This is a genomic window from Streptomyces sp. ATCC 21386 (assembly GCF_018728545.1).
Classification (GTDB): domain Bacteria; phylum Actinomycetota; class Actinomycetes; order Streptomycetales; family Streptomycetaceae; genus Streptomyces.
The window spans coordinates 8,624,616-8,644,624 of record NZ_JAAVVL010000001.1 but is presented as its reverse complement, the minus strand read 5'-3'; the positions used below and the strand labels follow the sequence as shown (position 1 = coordinate 8,644,624).

General features: G+C 70.4%; 13 protein-coding genes. 7 read left to right on the top strand and 6 right to left on the bottom strand.

Features of this window, described 5'->3' with window-relative positions:
* The first annotated feature begins 301 nt into the window (after window positions 1–301).
* The 3 genes from GWK25_RS37020 (at window position 302) to GWK25_RS37010 (ending at window position 3,059) form a co-directional block, all read left to right on the top strand.
* Entirely contained in the window at window positions 302–1,096 is a 795-nt protein-coding gene (locus tag GWK25_RS37020; RefSeq protein ID WP_215455839.1) for a ComF family protein, read from the top strand.
* Window positions 1,097–1,411: 315 nt separating this feature from the next.
* Window positions 1,412–2,104 (top strand): ribosome hibernation-promoting factor, HPF/YfiA family, encoded by a 693-nt coding sequence (gene hpf / locus GWK25_RS37015; protein ID WP_374105775.1) that lies wholly within the window; start codon window positions 1,412–1,414, stop codon window positions 2,102–2,104.
* 205 nt (window positions 2,105–2,309) lie between these two features.
* Complete coding sequence (locus tag GWK25_RS37010; protein WP_184893352.1) at window positions 2,310–3,059, top strand: response regulator transcription factor; 750 nt, start codon at window positions 2,310–2,312, stop codon at window positions 3,057–3,059.
* Window positions 3,060–3,062: 3 nt separating this feature from the next.
* Here GWK25_RS37010 and GWK25_RS37005 read toward each other — a convergent pair whose 3' ends face one another.
* Both GWK25_RS37005 and GWK25_RS37000 read right to left on the bottom strand, forming a co-directional pair.
* The gene (locus tag GWK25_RS37005) at window positions 3,063–4,253 is read right to left on the bottom strand and encodes a winged helix-turn-helix domain-containing protein (RefSeq protein WP_215455837.1); all 1,191 of its coding nucleotides are present in this window, start codon (window positions 4,251–4,253) and stop codon (window positions 3,063–3,065) included.
* A 106-nt stretch (window positions 4,254–4,359) separates the two neighbouring features.
* Window positions 4,360–4,929 carry a GNAT family N-acetyltransferase gene (locus GWK25_RS37000; protein ID WP_215455836.1) on the bottom strand — a complete coding sequence of 190 codons (570 nt, stop codon included), beginning with the start codon at window positions 4,927–4,929 and terminating at the stop codon, window positions 4,360–4,362.
* Between the two features lie 280 nt (window positions 4,930–5,209).
* On the opposite strand from GWK25_RS37000, the gene secA reads away from it, so the two are divergent.
* Entirely contained in the window at window positions 5,210–8,056 is a 2,847-nt protein-coding gene (gene secA / locus GWK25_RS36995) for a preprotein translocase subunit SecA (RefSeq protein WP_215455835.1), read from the top strand.
* Window positions 8,057–8,242: 186 nt separating this feature from the next.
* Here the strand turns inward: secA and GWK25_RS36990 are convergent, their stop codons facing one another.
* Window positions 8,243–8,776: an Rv3235 family protein gene (locus tag GWK25_RS36990; protein WP_215455834.1), complete on the bottom strand. Its 534-nt coding sequence runs from the start codon at window positions 8,774–8,776 to the stop codon at window positions 8,243–8,245.
* A 381-nt stretch (window positions 8,777–9,157) separates the two neighbouring features.
* Between GWK25_RS36990 and GWK25_RS36985 the strand changes: the two genes are divergently transcribed.
* On the top strand, window positions 9,158–9,673 hold the full coding sequence (locus GWK25_RS36985) for a hypothetical protein (protein ID WP_215455833.1): 516 nt from the start codon (window positions 9,158–9,160) through the stop codon (window positions 9,671–9,673).
* Window positions 9,674–9,778: 105 nt separating this feature from the next.
* Window positions 9,779–10,447: an HAD family hydrolase gene (locus tag GWK25_RS36980; RefSeq protein WP_215455832.1), complete on the top strand. Its 669-nt coding sequence runs from the start codon at window positions 9,779–9,781 to the stop codon at window positions 10,445–10,447.
* Window positions 10,448–10,495: 48 nt separating this feature from the next.
* Here GWK25_RS36980 and GWK25_RS36975 read toward each other — a convergent pair whose 3' ends face one another.
* Window positions 10,496–11,062 (bottom strand): DJ-1/PfpI family protein, encoded by a 567-nt coding sequence (locus GWK25_RS36975; protein WP_215455831.1) that lies wholly within the window; start codon window positions 11,060–11,062, stop codon window positions 10,496–10,498.
* A gap of 535 nt (window positions 11,063–11,597) precedes the next feature.
* Between GWK25_RS36975 and GWK25_RS36970 the strand changes: the two genes are divergently transcribed.
* Complete coding sequence (locus GWK25_RS36970) at window positions 11,598–16,571, top strand: NAD-glutamate dehydrogenase (protein ID WP_215455830.1); 4,974 nt, start codon at window positions 11,598–11,600, stop codon at window positions 16,569–16,571.
* A 79-nt stretch (window positions 16,572–16,650) separates the two neighbouring features.
* Here GWK25_RS36970 and GWK25_RS36965 read toward each other — a convergent pair whose 3' ends face one another.
* On the bottom strand, window positions 16,651–18,606 hold the full coding sequence (locus tag GWK25_RS36965; RefSeq protein ID WP_308404413.1) for a serine/threonine-protein kinase: 1,956 nt from the start codon (window positions 18,604–18,606) through the stop codon (window positions 16,651–16,653).
* A gap of 221 nt (window positions 18,607–18,827) precedes the next feature.
* Entirely contained in the window at window positions 18,828–19,871 is a 1,044-nt protein-coding gene (locus GWK25_RS36960; RefSeq protein WP_215455829.1) for a serine/threonine-protein kinase, read from the bottom strand.
* Window positions 19,872–20,009: the final 138 nt, after the last annotated feature.

Sequence of the window (20,009 nt, the reverse complement as noted above, 5' to 3'; positions counted from 1 at the left end):
GCACCGGTTCGCGGGCTCGCCGCGAGGCCTCCCGGACTTCGGTGGTGAAGGCACGGTGTCGGCCGGGTCGTCCAGGCCGGGTGCTGGGGGACTTCCGGCTCGTGTGGCGGTGGCTGGCGGGGGCGTGGGTTCGGTTGTGGCCGGTTTTTTGGGCGGTCGGTCATTTTGGGGTGGCGTTCGGTCTTCTTCGGGCACCCGTCGTTCGTGTGGGTGACAACCCCTCTGTCGTTGCGGTGGGTTGTCCACAGGTGGTTGTCCACAGGGGTGGCAGGGGGCCGCATGCGTTGGCACAGTGGTGGGCATGCGGGGGTGGTGGCAGGACCTCACGGATCTGGTGCTGCCGGCCGAGTGCGGAGGTTGCGGGAGGCCTCGCGCGGTGCTCTGCCCGGAGTGCCGCGCGGCTCTGACCGGGGCCGTGCCGTGTCGGGTACGACCGGAGCCGGAGCCGTCCGGGCTCCCGGTGGTGCACGCCGTGGCGCCGTACGAGGACGCGGTGCGGGCCGCGCTGATCGCGCACAAGGAACGGGGTGCGCTGGCGCTCGCCGGACCACTCGGCACGGCCTTGGCGGGGGCCGTGCGGGCGGGCGGCGGTGAGGGGCCGGTGCTGCTGGTTCCGGTGCCGTCCGCGCGACGGGCGGTGCGGGCGCGGGGGCACGACCCGGCGCGGCGGATCGCGCTCGCGGCGGCCGGGGTGCTGCGGCGCACCGGGACACCGGCCCGGGTGGCAGGGGTGCTGCGGCAGCGACGGGCCGTGGCCGATCAGTCGGGGCTGGACTCCCGGCAGCGGCTGGACAACCTCGCGGGCGCCCTGGAGGTGGCCGCCGGGGGTGACCGGTTGCTGGACGGTGGTGCGGTCGTGCTCGTGGACGACCTGATGACGACCGGTGCCTCGCTCGCGGAGGCGGCACGGGCGGTGCGGGCGGCGAGGGGCCCGTGGGTGGCGGTGTCGGGGGAGTACGGAGCGGGAGCGAGGAGAAAGGAGGGGGCCCGAACACGAGGGGTGACGGGAAGGGCCCGCTCGGAAGACGCCGGAGACGGGCTCCGGGCGGCGGTGGTCGCCGCGCCTCCCGACTCTTTCCAAATAAACCGGAACTGACCGCTGACTTGCATCGTTGCAGGTAATAAGAGGGTCAATTCACCTGAACGGAGGTACGTCTCGGTAGAGGGTGACGACATCCGTCCGAGCGAGATATGTTCGGTTGTGAGGGAATGGCCCCGGCCGTTCACCACATATCCGAATGCTGTGCTGCGGGTTTTCTGAATCACCCCGCGCCGGTGGGGTGGAGATCTTGCCCACGGGGGAGGAGGAGGTGGAAGTCACCGAGTCCGCGGTTCCGGGAGTCGCCGGAACCTGGTGCACAAGGGAGATGCTCCGCCAGTGGAGCGGAGCGATCCGGGAACGGAGTTCTGCGTGGACATCGTCGTCAAGGGCCGCAAGACCGAGGTGCCCGAGCGGTTCCGCAAGCACGTGGCCGAGAAGCTGAAGCTGGAGAAGATCCAGAAGCTCGACGGCAAGGTGATCAGCCTCGACGTCGAGGTGTCCAAGGAGCCCAACCCCCGACAGGCCGACCGCAGTGACCGGGTGGAGATCACGCTCCACTCACGCGGACCGGTGATCCGGGCGGAGGCAGCGGCCAGCGATCCGTATGCGGCGCTCGACCTGGCGGCGGACAAGCTCGAAGCCCGGCTGCGCAAGCAGCACGACAAGCGTTACACGCGCCGAGGCGCGCGCAGGCTCACGGCCGCGGAGGTGGCCGACCACGTCCCCGGCGTGGCCACCCTCAACGGCAACGGATACGTCGCCGACGAGGAGCAGTCGGACGCCGTACCCACCAAGAAGATCGGTTCGCTGGAGGTGAAGGGTGAAGGCCCCCTCATCGTCCGCGAGAAGACCCACGTCGCTTCCCCGATGACCCTCGACCAGGCTCTCTACGAGATGGAGCTGGTCGGGCACGACTTCTACCTCTTCGTCGACTCCGAGACCAAGGAACCGAGTGTCGTCTACCGGCGGCACGCCTACGACTACGGCGTCATCCACCTCAGCACGGACCCGATGGTCGCCCAGGCGCACTCGGACGCCGCGGGCGGCGCGCTCGGCGGCTGACCGCGCCGGGTAACAGCTGAGCCGGTGCCCCTGGAGCGCTTGTGCGCCCCCAGGGGCACCGGTGTGCGACCCCTTGTGGCCCGCTCTGTCACCGCGGTGTCGGCGGGGCATGAAATCATGGCCGAACCGGCCCCAACCGGCGGGCCGTTGCCTTGGGTTGGCGATGGCACAGAAAGACAGGCCACGGCCTTCAGGGGGAGGAACGATGGCGGACAGCAGTTTCGGACCGATGCGTGACCAGGATGCCGACGAAGGCTCCGTCGGCATGGGATCCGCCGCGGGCTCCCCGCGCAAGGAACCGATCCGCGTTCTCGTGGTGGACGACCACGCGCTATTTCGCCGCGGACTGGAGATCGTGCTCGCCGCCGAGGAGGACATCCAGGTCGTCGGCGAGGCCGGTGACGGGGCGGAGGCGGTCGACAAGGCCGCGGATCTGCTGCCCGACATCGTGCTGATGGACGTGCGGATGCCCAAGCGCGGCGGTATCGAGGCGTGCACCTCCATCAAGGAGGTGGCCCCCAGCGCGAAGATCATCATGCTGACGATCAGCGACGAGGAGGCCGACCTCTACGACGCGATCAAGGCGGGGGCCACCGGTTATCTCCTCAAGGAGATCTCCACGGACGAGGTGGCCACCGCCATTCGCGCGGTGGCCGACGGGCAGTCGCAGATCAGCCCCTCGATGGCGTCGAAGCTGCTCACCGAGTTCAAGTCCATGATCCAGCGGACGGACGAGCGGCGCCTGGTGCCGGCGCCGCGGCTGACCGACCGGGAACTGGAAGTGCTCAAACTCGTGGCGACCGGGATGAACAACCGGGACATCGCCAAGGAGTTGTTCATCTCCGAGAACACCGTGAAGAACCATGTGCGCAACATCCTGGAGAAGCTGCAGCTGCACTCCAGGATGGAGGCCGTGGTGTACGCGATGCGGGAGAAGATCCTGGAGATCCGCTAGACCCTAGGCGAGTGCGCGCTGCAGGGGCTCGCGCAGTTCCGGGGCGTCCACCCGTTCCACGCGTACGTCGGTGCAGTCGACCCAGGTCGCGGCCTCCAGGAGGGCTTGGGCGACCGCCGGGATCGCCTTGGGGCCGTCGAGGGTGACCTGCTTGGCGACCAGGGTGCGGCCGTCGCGGGCGGGGTCGACGCGGCCCACCAGGCGGCCGCCGGACAGGACCGGCATCGCGAAGTAGCCGTGAATCCGCTTCTGTTTGGGGACGTACGCCTCCAGGCGGTGGGTGAAGCCGAAGATGCGTTCCGTGCGGGCCCGTTCCCAGATGAGGGAGTCGAACGGGGACAGCAGCGTGGTGCGGTGGCGGCCACGCGGGGGTGCGGCCAGGGCCGCGGGGTCGGCCCAGGCGGGCTTGGCCCAGCCCGCCACCGTCACCGGGACCAGGCCCGAGTCGGCGACCACCGCGTCGAACTGCTCGCCCTTGAGCCGGTGGTAGTCGGCGATGTCCGCGCGGGTGCCGACGCCCAGGGCCTCGCCGGCCAGGCGGACCAGACGACGCACGCACTCTGTGTCGTCCAGCTCGTCGTGGAGGAGGTCTCCCGGGATCGCGCGCTCGGCGAGGTCGTACACCCGCTTCCAGCCACGGCGTTCCACACAGACCACCTCGCCGTACATCAGGGCGCGTTCGACGGCGACCTTCTCGCCCGACCAGTCCCACCACTCGCTGGTGCGTTTGGCTCCGCCCAGTTCCGTGGCGGTCAGGGGGCCCTCCGCGCGAAGCTGCTTGATGACGCGGTCGTAGGCGCCGTCCGGGAGTTGGTGGCCCCACTGGGGGCGCGCCCGGTAGGCGCGGCGGCGGAAGGCGAAGTGGGGCCACTCCTCGATGGGGAGGATGCAGGCGGCGTGGGACCAGTACTCGAAGGCGTGGGGGTGGGCCGGTGAGGTGCCGGTGGCCGCCGTCGACCAGTAGGCCTTGTCGACCGTGGCGCGGCCCACCGCGCCGAGGCGGGCGTAGGGGATGAGTTCGTGGGAGCGGGCGAGGACCGAGATGGTGTCGAGTTGGACCGCGCCCAGGTGCCGCAGGACGCCGCGGACGCCGGATCTGCGGTCCGGGGCGCCGAGGAAGCCCTGTGCCCGGAGGGCGATGCGGCGGGCCTCGTCTGCGGTGAGTTCTGTGGTGGGGCGCGGGAGGGAGGTCATGCTCCGCAGGGTAGGCGAGGGGACTGACAGGCGGGGTTGAGCTGGGGAAATGGGTCGGGGCGGGCGCGGTGACGAGCCGCGATGGCCGCCCGCAGTCGGGTGGACATCAAGGCCGGGCCGGTAGGTAGGGCGCCGTCGAAGGGAGGCCCAGGTCTGAGGGGAGTAGGGAGGCTATCCAGCAGTCGCGGCGGACTCCGTTGTTGTCGAGGGCGCAGCGGAGGGTGCCTTCGAGGGTGAAGCCGGTGTGTTCGGCGACCGCGCGGGAGGCGGTGTTGCCCACCTCGGCGCGCCATTCGAGGCGGTCCAGGGCAAGGGTCGTGAAGGACCAGTGGGCGGCGGCGCGGGTCGCCTCCGCGATGTAGCCGCGGCGGCGGTGCTCCCTGGTGGCCCAGAAGCCGATCTCGCCGGTGCCGGGGGAGCGCATGGTGATGCCGAGCATGCCCGCCAGTTCGCCCGAGGCCGGGAAGAGACCGAAGGTGAACATCGAGTCGGTGGCCCAGCCCTCGGGAACGGCCTGCTCCACGAAACCCACCGCGTGCTCCCGCCGGTAGGGGGAGGGGATCGTGGTCCAGCGCTGGATGTCCGGGTCCTGCGCGGCGGCGTACACCGTGTCGGTGTCGCGCCGGTCCACGGTGCGCAGCAGCAGGCGCTCGGTGGTCAGGGTGACGGGGTCCATCGGGCGATTCTGCTCGCCGGAGCGGACGGGCGCCATGTCATTACGGAGGGCGGGCGCGGCGCACGGGCGGTGAAGGGGCGGTCACAATTCGCGCATTTCGTGGGCGGAACGCGGCACCATCCGCAACGCCCACCCGTTGTCCTGGTAGCTGTCACTGCCAGACCTCCCGGCACGGCGGGGTCCTCGCTTACGATGGCCGTTGCTCAAGCTGTGATTGAAAACTGCCAACTGTCATTGAAACCGACCGTCCCAGGCCCGACCGGCAAGGAGACAAACCCCCGTGTCCGTCCTCTCGAAGATCATGCGTGCAGGCGAAGGCAAAATCCTGCGCAAGCTGCACCGCATCGCGGACCAGGTCAACTCCATCGAAGAGGACTTCGTCGACCTCTCCGACGCCGAGCTGCGAGCCCTCACCGAGGAGTACAAGCAGCGGTACGCCGACGGTGAGACCCTCGACGACCTGCTCCCCGAGGCGTTCGCCACCGTCCGCGAGGGCGCCAAGCGCGCACTCGGCCAGCGCCACTACGACGTGCAGATCATGGGCGGCGCCGCCCTCCACCTCGGCTACGTCGCCGAGATGAAGACCGGTGAGGGCAAGACCCTCGTCGGCACGCTGCCCGCGTACCTGAACGCGCTGGCGGGCAAGGGCGTGCACCTGATCACGGTCAACGACTACCTGGCCGAGCGCGACTCCGAGATGATGGGTCGCGTCCACAAGTTCCTGGGTCTGAGCGTCGGCTGCATCCTCGCCAACATGACGCCGGCCCAGCGCCGCGAGCAGTACAACTGCGACATCACCTACGGCACGAACAACGAGTTCGGCTTCGACTACCTCCGCGACAACATGGCGTGGTCCAAGGACGAGCTCGTCCAGCGCGGCCACAACTTCGCGATCGTCGACGAGGTCGACTCCATCCTCGTCGACGAGGCCCGCACGCCGCTGATCATCTCCGGCCCGGCCGACCAGGCGACCAAGTGGTACGGCGACTTCGCCAAGCTGGTCACGCGCCTGAAGAAGGGCGAGCCCGGCAACCAGCTCAAGGGCATCGAGGAGACCGGCGACTACGAGGTCGACGAGAAGAAGCGCACCGTCGCCATCCACGAGGCCGGTGTCTCCAAGGTCGAGGACTGGCTGGGCATCGACAACCTCTACGAGTCGGTGAACACGCCGCTGGTGGGCTACCTGAACAACGCCATCAAGGCCAAGGAGCTCTTCAAGAAGGACAAGGACTACGTCGTCATGGACGGCGAAGTCATGATCGTCGACGAGCACACCGGCCGTATCCTCGCCGGCCGCCGCTACAACGAGGGCATGCACCAGGCGATCGAGGCGAAGGAAGGGGTGGACATCAAGGACGAGAACCAGACGCTCGCCACGATCACCCTGCAGAACTTCTTCCGCCTCTACAAGCGCCACGACCACAACGGCAAGGAACAGCCCGGTCTGTGCGGCATGACCGGTACGGCGATGACCGAGGCCGCCGAGTTCCACCAGATCTACAAGCTCGGTGTGGTGCCGATCCCGACCAACCGGCCGATGGTCCGCAAGGACCAGTCCGACCTGATCTACCGCACCGAGGTCGCCAAGTTCGAGGCGGTCGTCGACGACATCGTCGAGAAGCACGAGAAGGGCCAGCCGATCCTCGTCGGCACGACGTCGGTCGAGAAGTCCGAGTACCTGTCGCAGCAGCTCAGCAAGCGCGGTGTGCAGCACGAGGTGCTCAACGCCAAGCAGCACGACCGGGAGGCGACGATCGTCGCCCAGGCCGGCCGCAAGGGCGCCGTCACCGTCGCGACGAACATGGCCGGCCGTGGTACGGACATCAAGCTCGGCGGCAACCCCGAGGACCTCGCGGAGGCGGAGCTGCGCCAGCGCGGCCTCGACCCCGAGGAGCACATCGAGGAGTGGGCGCACGCCCTGCCCGAGGCGCTCGCCAAGGCCGAGGCGGCGGTGAAGGCCGAGAAGGAAGAGGTCGAGTCCCTCGGCGGTCTGTACGTCCTGGGCACCGAGCGGCACGAGTCCCGCCGGATCGACAACCAGCTGCGCGGTCGTTCCGGCCGTCAGGGCGACCCGGGCGAGTCACGCTTCTACCTGTCGCTCGGTGACGACCTGATGCGTCTGTTCAAGGCCCAGATGGTCGAGCGCGTGATGTCCATGGCGAACGTGCCGGACGACGTGCCGATCGAGAACAAGATGGTCACGCGCGCGATCGCCTCGGCCCAGTCGCAGGTCGAGCAGCAGAACTTCGAGACCCGGAAGAACGTCCTCAAGTACGACGAGGTCCTCAACCGGCAGCGCGAGGTCATCTACGGCGAGCGTCGCCGCGTCCTGGAGGGCGAGGATCTGCAGGAGCAGATCCAGCACTTCATGGACGACACCATCGACGCCTACATCCAGGCCGAGACGGCCGAGGGCTTCGCCGAGGAGTGGGACCTCGACCGGCTGTGGGGCGCCTTCAAGCAGCTCTACCCGGTGAAGGTCACCGTCGAGGAGCTGGAGGAGGCCGCCGGGGACCGGGCCGGGCTGACCGCCGAGTTCATCGCCGAGTCCATCAAGGACGACATCACCGAGCAGTACCAGGCGCGTGAGGCGCAGCTCGGCTCCGAGATCATGCGTGAGCTGGAGCGCCGTGTGGTGCTGTCGGTGCTGGACCGCAAGTGGCGTGAGCACCTCTACGAGATGGACTACCTCCAGGAGGGCATCGGCCTGCGCGCGATGGCCCAGAAGGACCCGCTGGTCGAGTACCAGCGTGAGGGCTTCGACATGTTCACCGCCATGATGGAGGGCATCAAGGAGGAGTCCGTCGGCTATCTGTTCAACCTGGAGGTCCAGGTCGAGCAGCAGGTCGAGGAGGTGCCGGTCGAGGACGCGAAGCCGTCCCTGGACAAGAGCGACGCGGTGCCGGCGCAGGCGGGTGCCTCGCGGCCGGAGATCCGGGCGAAGGGCCTGGAGGCGCCGCAGCGGCGTGACCGTCTGCACTTCTCCGCTCCCACGGTCGACGGCGAGGGCGGCATCGTCGAGGGCGACCTGCCCGAGGACGAGCCGATCCGTTCCGAGGCCGACGGCCTCACCCGCGCGGAGCGCCGCAAGCAGCAGGGCAAGGCGAGCCGCCGCCGCAAGAAGTGAGGGTTCGCCCCGGGAGGGGCGAGTGCGCGCCGCGCTGGGCGTTCCGTGCGTGACGTTCGTACGGGGCTTTCGTGTGGCGCGCGGTGAGCGGTAGGTCGTGAGGCTGGGAAGGGCCGGGCATCTTCGGGTGTCCGGCCCTTTCGCTGTCTCGGCCCGGGGCGTCGCGCGGCTCGGTCGTCGTGTGGCTCAGTCGTCGTCCGGGAGGGGGAGCCTCGGGCCGTCGAGTTCCAGCGCTGTGCAGCGCCAGCGGTGGTCGGGGCCGTGTTCCAGGCGGAAGGCCATGGCGCGGACGCGGTCGCCCGCGCCGATCCGGGCGAAGACCTCCAGGGCGCCCGGGGCCGCCACGTAGTAGCCGATGTCCCGGACGACGGGGTGGGTGGCGTGAGGGCTGCGCAGGGGCCCGCGTTCGGCGAGCCGGGCCAGTTCGTCGTAGGCCCTGCCGGCGGTGTGGCGCAGCATGCTGTGGACCGGGCGGCGGCCGCTGAGTACGGCGAGGAGGAGGTCGGCGAAGCGGTCGGTGGGGCGGGGCTGGGGGACGGGGCCGGTGTGGGGCGGGGGCGGGGGTGTCGCGGGTGCGGCAGATGCCCGGTGCTGGGGCGTCGCGAGGCGGCCGGCCGCCGGCTTCGTGCGGGACGGGGTGCGGCCGGGGCGGCGGGGGTCGTGGCGGACGGGCGGGCGGGTGCCGGGGTGGCGCTTGGTCCTGGTCATGACCTTGTTCATCGGGGATCCCCGTTCGTCGGTGAGGCCGCCGGGTACCAGTCGGTAACTTGGCGTTGGGGATCTTGTTACGAGGGGGGAGGGGGCGCTCGCAAGGGAGCGTGGCGGGGCGGCGGGGGCCGCGAAATGTTCACCTATCAGGGTGACGGCGAGGGGGAGCGGGGCCGACCGGGCCGGGTTGCACCGGGTGAGTCGGAGGGCGCGGGGTGGACGCCTCCGGAGGGCTGGGCGGGGGCTCGAAAGGGGACGCCCACACGTATCCTGAAGGTCCTTTGGAGGAGGCTTCGCGAGGACCGTCGACATGCGTTGCGTCGCGCGGAGAGTGCTCCGCGGTCCTCCGACGTGATCCGAGAAGCGTGACAACGACTACGAAAGCGGACTGCCATGCGCGTCTACGTCCCCCTGACCCTTCCCGGGCTCGCCGAGGCGTACAAGACGGGTGAGCTGGGGGAGGGGGCGTTCGTCGCGTACGCCGTCACGCCCGCTCTGCGGGAGTGGTACCTGTCCGACGACATCGAGGAGTTGGAGTACGCGGCGCTGAACCGGGCGGCGCTCGCGTCGTTGCGGCTGGTGGCCGTGGATCCGGGCGCGGCTCGGCGGCGGGTCGTGGTGGCCGTTGATGTGGCCGACCGGGATGCGGTGGCCGATCCCGACCGGGGGCTCGATCCGGTGGCGCTCGGGGAGGTGCGGGTGGCCGGGCCGGTGCCGCTGAGCAAGGCCGCGGCTGTGCATGTCGACTCGGTGGAGGCCGAGGGGGAGGTGGGCGAGGCCGCGGACGCGTTGGGCGCGGCGGATCAGGGGGACGATGACGCGCAGTTCATCGTGGACGGGGCCGATGATCACGAGTTGCTCTGGTACGCGACCCAGGAGATTCCGAACCTGGTGGGGTTGGAGGGCTGACCTGGCCCGGATGGGGGCGCCTCGGGACGGGGGCGGGGGTGCGCGGTGCCCTCTGCTCCACGGGGCAGGACTGTCCTGTCGGTGGCGCGGGGTACGTTTTCGGGTATGGGGATGAACGGAGTCGGGGCGCATATCGTCTGGGACTGGAACGGGACGCTGTTCCATGACAACGAGGCGATCATCGGGGCGACGAACGCGGCGTTCGCGGAGCTGGGGATCGAGCCGATCACGCTGGAGCGGTACCGGGAGCTGTACTGCGTGCCGGTGCCGAAGTTCTACGAGCGGCTGATCGGGCGGCTGCCCACGGACGAGGAGTGGGAGGCCATGGATGTGGTCTTTCACCGGTACTACGCCGAGCACCGGGTGGCCTGTGGGCTGACCGACGGAGTGCCGGGGCTGCTCACCGAGTGGGTCTCCGGCGGGCGCAGCCAGTCGATCCTCAGCATGTATGTGCATGAGGAGCTGGTTCCGCTGGTGCGGGGGTTCGGTATCGAGCCCCACTTCGTACGGGTCGACGGGCGCACCGGGCCCTCCGGAGGCAGCAAGGCCGAGCACATGGTGCGGCATCTGCGTCGGCTCGTGGGGGTGGAGCCGAGACGGACCGTGGTGATCGGGGACGCCGCCGACGACGCGGTCGCCGCCCTGCACGTGGGCGCACAGGCCGTGCTCTACACCGGGGGCTCCCACAGTCGCGCCAGCCTGGAGGGGGTCGGCGTGCCCGTCGTGGACACCCTGGAGGAGGCCGTCGAGGAGGCCGAGCGGCTCGCCGCGTGACCCCCGGCCCACCTCGCTCTCCGCCTTTACGTCACGACCTTCCGCCTTTCAGGTCACCGGCGCCTTCGCCCGCAGCACCCTGAGGAACTCCCGCATCCAGGCGGAGTGGTCCGGCCAGGCGCGGGCGGAGACGAGGGCGCCGTCGACGACGGTCTCGGCGTCCTGGAAGGTGGCGCCGGCGGTCTGCATGTCGAGTTCGAGGGCGGGGTACGCGGTGACGCGGCGCCCCGACAGCGCGTCCACGGCGGCCGTGAGCAGCGGGCCGTGGCAGATCTGGGCGACCGGCTTGTCGGTGTCGAAGAACGACTTGAGGATCTTGCGCAGCTCGGGGTCGTTGCGCAGGTACTCCGGGGCCCGGCCGCCGGGGACGACCACGGCGACGTACTGACCGGGGTCGACCTCGGAGAACGCCAGGTCGGCGGGCCAGGTGTAGCCGGGTTTCTCGGTGTAGGTGTCGTAGCCCGGTTCGAAGTCGTGGACCACGAACCGGAGCGTCTTGCGGCTCGGGGCGGCGATGTCGACCTCGTACCCTTCCTCGCGGAGGCGCTGGTAGGGGTAGAGGACCTCCAGCGACTCCGCCGCGTCGCCGGTCACGATCAGGATCTTGGCCGTCATGGTGGGCTCCCCTCGCTGCGGCAGGGTTCTCCTCGTCAGGCTATGGCTTCCCGGGTGGCGCGTATAGGCTCGCTTGCGCGGAGGTAAGCTCAAAAGTGCGCGGTGGGTACTGTGCAGAACGTCAAAGTTCGACCCTCGGATTTGTACACATACGGCTCATGACGTGCCCCCCGTCCGGAGGGATAGCCTTGTGGCGTGATCAGCGCGATAGCTCGCGGGGACGTCGTCGTCCCTGCCCTGCGCCCGGTGAGCACGGACGTCATCCGTGTCCGGGCGGCGGTCGCTGGTCCTCGCGGGCGGGAGGGAGCCACCGAGGCTCCCGGGAGGCCGGGCGCACCCACGGGACGGACGGTGCCGAGAGCAGCGTCACACCCCTGCCGGGCGCCGAGAATGGCTGATTACCCCCCGCTCGTCTCCCCCTGCGGCATAGCGTCGAGACAGACCGGACACCCCGTGTCGTGGTGGCGCTTCGGAGGGGACGAGTTCGTACTTCCTTCTACGTCACGCAACGGCGCGCGACAGGAGCCAGAGGACAATGCAGACCAAGCTGGACGAAGCCAAGGCCGAGCTGCTCGAACGGGCCGCCCGGGTAGCTGAGAACAGCCCGGTCGGGGGGTATCTACCGACTGGGACGACGAGCGAGAGTACCTCCGACATCCCGGACCGGGAGACCGTGCTCGCGTTCCTCCAGCGCTACTACCTGCACACCGCCCCGGAGGACCTCAGCGGCCGCGACCCGGTCGACGTCTTCGGAGCCGCCCACTCCCACTACCGGCTGGCCGAGAACCGCCCCCAGGGAACGGCCAACGTGCGGGTGCACACCCCGACCGTCGAGGAGAACGGCTGGACGTGCAGCCACTCCGTCGTCGAGGTCGTCACCGACGACATGCCCTTCCTCGTCGACTCCGTGACCAACGAGCTGTCACGGCAGGGACGCGGCATCCACGTCGTCATCCACCCCCAGGTCGTCGTCCGGCGGGACGTCACCGGCAAGCTCGTCGAGCTGATCGTCGACCCCGCCGCCGTCGCCGCGGCGTCCGCCGCCGTGGCCGCAGGGGAGACGCTGCCGCACGACGCGCACATCGAGTCCTGGATCCACGTCGAGATCGACCGCGAGACCGACCGCGCCGACCTCAAGCAGATCAACAACGATCTGCTGCGCGTCCTGTCCGACGTCCGCGAGGCCGTCGAGGACTGGGAGAAGATGAGGGACGCTGCGGTCCGGATCGCCGACGGGCTGCCCGCCGAGCACACCGCCGACGACCTGCGCGGAGAGGAGGTGGAGGAGGCCCGCGAGCTGCTGCGCTGGCTCGCCGACGACCACTTCACCTTCCTCGGCTACCGCGAGTACGAGCTGCGCGAGGACGACTCGCTAGCCGCCGTCGCCGGCACCGGCCTCGGCATCCTGCGCTCCGACCCGCACCACGCCGGGGAGGACCAGCACCCCGTCAGCTCCTCCTTCGAGCGACTGCCCGCCGACGCCCGCGCCAAGGCCCGTGAGCACAAGATCCTCGTCCTGACGAAGGCCAACAGCCGGGCCACCGTCCACCGGCCGTCCTACCTCGACTACGTGGGTGTGAAGAAGTTCGACGCCGAGGGCAACGTGATCGGCGAGCGGCGCTTCCTCGGCCTGTTCTCCTCCGCCGCCTACACCGAGTCCGTGCGCCGGGTGCCCGTCATCCGCCGCAAGGTCGACGAGGTCCTCGTCGGCGCCGGGTTCTCGCCCAACAGCCACGACGGACGCGACCTGCTCCAGATCCTGGAGACCTACCCGCGCGACGAGCTGTTCCAGACATCTGCCGACGAGCTGCGGTCCATCGTCACCTCCGTGCTCTACCTCCAGGAGCGCCGACGGCTGCGGCTCTACCTGCGCCAGGACGAGTACGGGCGTTACTACTCCGCCCTTGTCTACCTCCCGCGCGACCGCTACACCACCGGCGTACGCCTGAGGATCATCGACATCCTGAAGGAGGAACTGGGCGGCATCAGCGTCGACTTCACCGCCTGGAACACCGAATCGATCCTCTCCCGGCTGCACTTCGTGGTCCGCGTCCAGCCGGGCACCGAACTGCCGCACCTCAGCGACGCCGACAAGGACCGGCTGGAGGCCAAGCTCGTCGAGGCCGCCCGGTCCTGGTCCGACGGGTTCGCCGAGGCGCTCAACGCCGAGGTCGGCGAGGAACGCGCCGCCGAGATGCTGCGCAAGTACGGCAACGCCATTCCGGAGGGGTACAAGGCCGACCACAACCCCCGCTCCGCCGTCGCGGACCTCTGCCGCCTCGAAGCCCTCGACCAGGACGAGGACTTCGAGCTGAGCCTGTACGAGCCGGTGGGCGCCGCGCCCGACGAGCGCCGCTTCAAGATCTACCGCAAGGGCGGCTCCGTCTCGCTCTCCGCGGTGCTGCCCGTCCTCAACCGCATCGGCGTCGAGGTCATCGACGAGCGGCCGTACGAGCTGCGCTGCTCGGACCGGACGACCGCGTGGATCTACGACTTCGGGCTGCGGATGCCCAGGGCGCAGGCCGGGAGCGTGGACTACGCCGGGGACGACGCCCGGGAGCGGGTCCAGGAGGCCTTCGCCGCCACCTGGACCGGGCAGGCCGAGAACGACGGGTTCAACGCGCTGGTGCTGAGCGCCGGCCTCACCTGGCGGCAGGCCATGGTGCTGCGCGCGTACGCCAAGTACCTGCGGCAGGCCGGGTCCACCTTCAGCCAGGACTACATGGAGGACACCCTCCGCAACAACGTCCACACCACCCGGTTGCTCGTGTCGCTGTTCGAAGCGCGGATGTCGCCGGACCGGCAGCGCGCCGGGCGGGAGATCGTCGACGCGCTCCTCGAAGAGGTCGACGCCGCGCTCGACCAGGTGGCCTCGCTCGACGAGGACCGGATCCTGCGGTCCTTCCTCACCGTCATCAAGGCGACGCTGCGCACGAACTTCTTCCAGGAGGCGGCCGGCGGCAAGCCGCACGACTACGTCTCCATGAAGTTCGACCCGCAGGCCATCCCGGATCTCCCGGCGCCGCGCCCGGCGTTCGAGATCTGGGTGTACTCGCCGCGCGTCGAGGGCGTGCACCTGCGGTTCGGGAAGGTCGCCCGAGGCGGGCTGCGCTGGTCCGACCGCCGCGAGGACTTCCGGACCGAGATCCTCGGCCTGGTCAAGGCGCAGATGGTGAAGAACACCGTCATCGTGCCCGTCGGCGCCAAGGGCGGTTTCGTCGCCAAGCAGCTGCCCGATCCCTCCGTGGACCGGGACGCCTGGCTGGCCGAGGGCATCCGCAGCTACAAGACCTTCATCTCCGCCCTGCTCGACATCACCGACAACATGGTCGCGGGCGAGGTCGTGCCGCCGGCCGACGTCGTACGGCACGACGAGGACGACACCTATCTCGTCGTCGCCGCCGACAAGGGCACCGCGACCTTCTCCGACATCGCCAACGAGGTCGCCGAGAGCTACAACTTCTGGCTCGGGGACGCCTTCGCCTCCGGCGGCAGCGCCGGATACGACCACAAGGGCATGGGCATCACCGCGCGCGGCGCCTGGGAGTCGGTCAAGCGGCACTTCCGGGAGCTGGGGGTCGACACCCAGACCGAGGACTTCACGGTCGTCGGCATCGGTGACATGTCCGGTGACGTGTTCGGCAACGGCATGCTGCTCAGCGAGCACATCCGGCTCGTCGCCGCCTTCGACCACCGGCACATCTTCATCGACCCCAGCCCCGACGCGGCCACCTCCTACGCCGAGCGCCGCCGCGTCTTCGAGCTGCCCCGCTCCAGCTGGGCCGACTACGACACCGATCTGATCTCCACCGGCGGCGGCGTCTTCCCCCGCACCGCCAAGGCGATCCCGATCAACGCCCACATCCGGGACGTCCTCGGCATCGAGGACAAGATCGCCAAGATGACCCCGGCCGACCTGATGAAGGCCATCCTCAAGGCCCCGGTCGACCTGCTGTGGAACGGCGGCATCGGTACGTACGTGAAGGCCGCGTCCGAGTCGCACGCCGACGTCGGCGACAAGGCCAACGACGCGATCCGGGTCGACGGCGCCGACCTGCGGGTCCAGGTCGTCGGCGAGGGCGGCAACCTGGGCCTCACCCAGCTGGGCCGGATCGAGTTCGCGCAGAACGGCGGACGGGTCAACACCGACGCCATCGACAACAGCGCGGGCGTGGACACCTCCGACCACGAGGTGAACATCAAGATCCTGCTCAACGGCCTGGTCACCGACGGGGACATGACCGTCAAGCAGCGCAACAAGCTGCTCGCCGAGATGACCGACGAGGTCGGCCGGCTCGTCCTGCGCAACAACTACGCGCAGAACACGGCGATCGCCAACGCCCTCGCCCAGTCCTCGGACATGCTCCACGCCCAGCAGCGCTTCATGCGCCACCTGGTCAGGGAGGGCCACCTCGACCGGGCGCTCGAATTCCTGCCGACCGACCGGCAGATCCGCGAGCGACTGAACACCGGGCACGGCCTCACCGGCCCCGAGACGGCCGTCCTGCTGGCGTACACGAAGATCACGGTCGCCGAGGAGCTGCTGCACACCTCGCTGCCGGACGACCCCTACCTGCGCAAGCTGCTGCACGCGTACTTCCCTGCCGCGCTGCACGAACGGTTCCCCGAGCATGTCGACAGCCACCCGCTGAGCCGGGAGATCGTCACGACCCTGCTGGTCAACGACACGGTCAACACGGGCGGTACGAGCTTCCTGCACCGGCTGCGCGAGGAGACCGGGGCCTCGCTGGAGGAGATCGTCCGCGCGCAGACCGCCTCCCGCGCCATCTTCGGATCGGGCGCCGTGTGGGACGCGGTCGAGGGCCTGGACAACAAGGTCGACGCGGCCGTCCAGACCCGGATCCGGCTGCACTCCCGTCGCCTGGTCGAGCGCGGCACGCGCTGGCTGCTCAACAACCGGCCGCAGCCGCTGCAGCTCAGCGAGACCATCGCGTTCTTCTCCGAGGGCGTGCACCTGGTCTGGGGCGAGTTGCCGAAGCTCCTGCGCGGCGCCGACCTGGAGTGGTACCAGAAGATCTACGACGAGCTGACGGGCGCCGGAGTCCCGGAGGAGCTGGCCACGCGCGTCGCGGGCTTCTCCTCGGCCTTCCCGACGCTCGACATCGTCGCGGTCGCCGACCGGGTCGGGCGGACGCCGATGGAGGTCGCCGAGGTGTACTACGACCTCGCCGACCGGCTGCGCATCACCCAGCTCATGGACCGCATCATCGAGCTGCCGCGCGCGGACCGCTGGCAGTCCATGGCCCGCGCGGCGATCCGCGAGGACCTGTACGCCGCCCACGCCTCCCTCACCGCCGAGGTCCTCTCGGCGGGCAACGGCACCTCCACGCCGGAGCAGCGCTTCAAGCTGTGGGAGCAGAAGAACGCCGCGCTGCTGGGCCGGGCGCGGACGACCCTGGAGGAGATCCAGGGCTCCGACGCGTTCGACCTCGCCAACCTGTCGGTGGCGATGCGGACGATGCGGACACTGCTGCGTTCGCACTCGTAGCGGTACGGGTACGCCGAGCACGGCGAAGGGGGCGCTCCACGGCTGTGGGGCGCCCCCTTCCGCGTGCGGGTCGCCGGGACTACTCGGTGATCTCCCAGAGGGTCAGCTTGCCCTGCACCGTGGGAACTTCCCAGCTGTACTCGCCCGGGGTCAGGCCGGTGATCTCGTACATGGCGAGGTTGCCCTGCTTGGTGACCGTGCAGAGCCTGACACCCTTGTCGATCTCGGCTTCCTCGCCGAAGGCGCCGGAGTCCAGGCTGGAGGGCAGCACGTCGGTCCCCGTGCCCTCGGCGCACTCCTGCGGTGTGGTGCCCGCGCTCTTGCCCATCGTGGTGTCGAAGTACCAGTAACTGCTGTCGAGGTACATGTCCTTCAGGGTGTCGACCATCTCGTCCTCGGTGTCGACCTCCGGCTTGTCGAAGTCGACGTTGACGTAGGCCGAGCCCGCGGGTGTGCGGAGCGTGAACGACTTGCCCTCGAAGATCTCCGAGTACTGGGCGTTCGCGGGGATGGAGGGGGAGGCGCTCGGGTCTGTTCCGTCCCCTTCGCCGCCCTGGTCGCCGGAGCCGGTGTCGGAGCCGGTGTCGGCCTTCGTCGGGGACGGGCTCGGTGTGGAGGAGCCCTTGTCGCCGTCGGCACCGTCCTTCCTGCCGCTGTCCTTGGTGCCGTTGCTCGCCGAGTTATTGCTGTCGTCCTTGCCCATCACGTACACGGCGGCGGCCGCGCCGGAGCCGGCCACGAGGACCAGGGCGAGGGCGACCAGGGCCGCCTTCAGGCCGCGACGGCTCTTCTTGGGCGGGGCCGGCGTGGAGGCGGGGGCCTGCGGGCTGAGGTTGTAGGTGTCGGTGGCCGGGGGCGGGTAGCCGTAGCCGGGGGTCGGGGCCTGGCCCTGGGCCGGCGGGCCGAAGCCGGTCGGCGGCGGTGTCGGGGCCGCCTGGGGCACGCCCTGGGTGGTGCCCTGGGCGTACGCCTGGCCCTGGGCCGTCGGGTCGTGGGGCGGGGGTGCGGGAGCCGACGGGGCCGTGGTCGGGGGCGCGGCCGGCATCCGGGGTGCCGCCGGCTGGGGCGGGGCCTGGGCGGACTGCTCGCGGCGGGCGATCTCGGCGGTGAGCGGCTCCGGGAGCCAGCCGGTGAAGTCGCTGATGCCGCGGCCCGCCGACTCCTGGCAGAGCGCGGCCAGTTCCTCGGTGCCGATGCGCTCGGCCGGGTCGGCGGTCAGGCAGCGCTCCAGCAGGGGGCGCAGCCGCTCGTCGTAGCCGTCGAGCTTCGGCGGGCGCTGGGAGGTGTTGGCGATCTGTGCGGCGATGGTGATGGCGCCGCCGTCGCCGTACGGGTGGCGTCCGGTGGCGGCGACCGCCGCGATCAGGCCGAGGGAGAAGACGTCGGTGGCCGGGGTGACCTGCTCGCCGAGGGCGTGTTCCGGCGACATGTACTGCGGGGTGCCGATCAGGCCGCCGGACTGGGTGAGATGGGTGGCGTCGGCGGCGCGGGCGATGCCGAAGTCGATGACGTACGGGCCCTGGGAGCCCAGCAGGATGTTGCTGGGCTTGAGGTCGCGGTGGATGACTCCGGCCGCGTGGATCGAGGTGAGGGCGCGGGCGGCGCAGCCGACGAGCTGGAACACGGCGGGCAGGGGGAGCGGGCCGAAGGCGACCAGGGCGTCGTGCAGGGGGATGCCGGCGATGAACGCCGAGGCCAGCCAGGGGAGTTCGCCGGTGGTGTCGTGGTCGACGACCGGGACGATGTGGTAGCCCTGCACACGGCGGGCGGCCTGCACCTCCTGCTCGAAACGGCGGCGGAAGTCGGCGTCCTGGCCGTACTCGCGGCGGATGACCTTCAGGGCGACGGGCTGGCCGCCGCGGGTGTGCGACAGGTAGACCGTGCCCATGCCGCCCTCGCCGATGCGGGCCTGCAGGTGGTAGCCGGCCGTCTCTCGTGGGTCCTGCGGTCCCAGAGGGCTCAGAATGTCGCCGGTGTGGGTACTGATGGGAGCCTCCCCCGGTGCGGTGCCGAACTCTGGTGCCGGTGTGGGCACTTGGAGCGGTCCGAAGCTTATACGGCACTTATGACACTTGGGGTGGGTGTTGCGGTTCCCGGGGGTTGGGGGTGCGCCTTATAGCTCGGGGGTTCGGGTGCGTCGGCGCCGTGTGGACCGGTGGGGCTTCCCGCGCAGTTCCCCGCGCCCCTGAAAAGCAGGGGCTGCGTCCCGTGCTTTTCAGGCCCGCAGAGCCGGCACCCCACCCATCCGCACCGAAGTCACGGATCCCGGCGTACCCGGCGCCGCCACTCCTCGTCCCGCACGGTGATCGGTGCCGTCGGCGGGAGACGCCGGGCGGTCGGCGCCTCCGAGATGTGGGGCGTCGGAGCCGTCGGTGCCTCCGTCAGGGACAGCGTCCGGAAGGCCGTCTCGATGATGCTCACCGACGTGGCCACCGGCCCCGGGAGCCAGCCCGCGAAGTCCCGGACGTCCCGGCGGGCCGCCCCCGCGCAGTGCTCGGCGACGGCCGCCGCGGAGGGCCTGGACGCCGGGTCGGCGGTCAGACAGCGGCGGATGACGTCCACGAGGGGGCGCCCGATGCCGTCCAGCGCGGGCGGGGAAACGTCCGTGGCCGCGATGCGCGTGGCGATGGCCAGCGGGTTGCCGCGCCCGTACGGATGGCTGCCGGTCGCGGCGACCGCGGCGATCAGGCCCAGCGCGAACACGTCGGACGCGGAGGTGACCCGGCGGCCGAGCGCGTGCTCGGGGGACATGTAGCGCGGGGTGCCGATCAGGCGTCCGGCGGTGGTGAGGGTCGCCGCGCCGGCCGCCCGGGCGATGCCGAAGTCGAGCAGCCAGGGCCCGTCCGCGGCCAGCAGCAGGTTGGCGGGCTTGACGTCACGGTGGATCACCCCGGCGGTGTGCACGGCGTCCAGGGCGTACGCGGCGCACGCCAGCAGTTGCAGGACGGTGGCGACCGGGAGCGGGCCGTGGGCCTCCAGTGCCTGGTCGAGGGGGACACCCGGAACGTAGTGCGTGGCCAGCCAGGGCCGCTCGGCACCGGCGTCGTGGTCGACGATCGGCACCAGGTGGTAGCCGGACACCCGGCGCCCGGCGGCCACCTCGCGGGCGAACCGTTCACGGAAGGCGGGGCTGCCCGCGTACTCCGGGCGGACCAGCTTCAGCGCGACCGGCTGGCCGCCCCGGCTGCGCGAGAGATAGACGGTGCCCATGCCGCCCTCACCGATCCGGGCGTACAGGGGATACCCGGCGATCTCCCGCGGATCCTCCGTCCGCAGCGGCTCAGGTACCACCCCACGCATCGACCGCCCCCTCCGCTCAGCACGTCTTCGGAGGGTATCGCGGCAGGGGGCCGGCAGAGGGCGGTGAGGCAACCCGCGTACCGCCGAGGACATCTACCCAAGTGGCCCTCGGCCGCACCACGGTCTATAGAGGGTAGA

Bases quoted from the DNA above. Each gene is read 5' to 3' on its own strand.
- GWK25_RS37010 (WP_184893352.1), top strand. From the start codon at position 2,310: ATGGCGGACAGCAGTTTCGGACCGATGCGTGACCAGGATGCCGACGAA.
- GWK25_RS36990 (WP_215455834.1), bottom strand. From the start codon at position 8,776: ATGAACAAGGTCATGACCAGGACCAAGCGCCACCCCGGCACCCGCCCG.
- GWK25_RS36960 (WP_215455829.1), bottom strand. From the start codon at position 19,871: ATGCGTGGGGTGGTACCTGAGCCGCTGCGGACGGAGGATCCGCGGGAG.
- GWK25_RS37000 (WP_215455836.1), bottom strand. From the start codon at position 4,929: ATGGACCCCGTCACCCTGACCACCGAGCGCCTGCTGCTGCGCACCGTG.
- GWK25_RS36980 (WP_215455832.1), top strand. From the start codon at position 9,779: ATGGGGATGAACGGAGTCGGGGCGCATATCGTCTGGGACTGGAACGGG.
- GWK25_RS36985 (WP_215455833.1), top strand. From the start codon at position 9,158: ATGCGCGTCTACGTCCCCCTGACCCTTCCCGGGCTCGCCGAGGCGTAC.
- GWK25_RS37005 (WP_215455837.1), bottom strand. From the start codon at position 4,253: ATGACCTCCCTCCCGCGCCCCACCACAGAACTCACCGCAGACGAGGCC.
- GWK25_RS36970 (WP_215455830.1), top strand. From the start codon at position 11,598: ATGCAGACCAAGCTGGACGAAGCCAAGGCCGAGCTGCTCGAACGGGCC.
- GWK25_RS37020 (WP_215455839.1), top strand. From the start codon at position 302: ATGCGGGGGTGGTGGCAGGACCTCACGGATCTGGTGCTGCCGGCCGAG.
- GWK25_RS36975 (WP_215455831.1), bottom strand. From the start codon at position 11,062: ATGACGGCCAAGATCCTGATCGTGACCGGCGACGCGGCGGAGTCGCTG.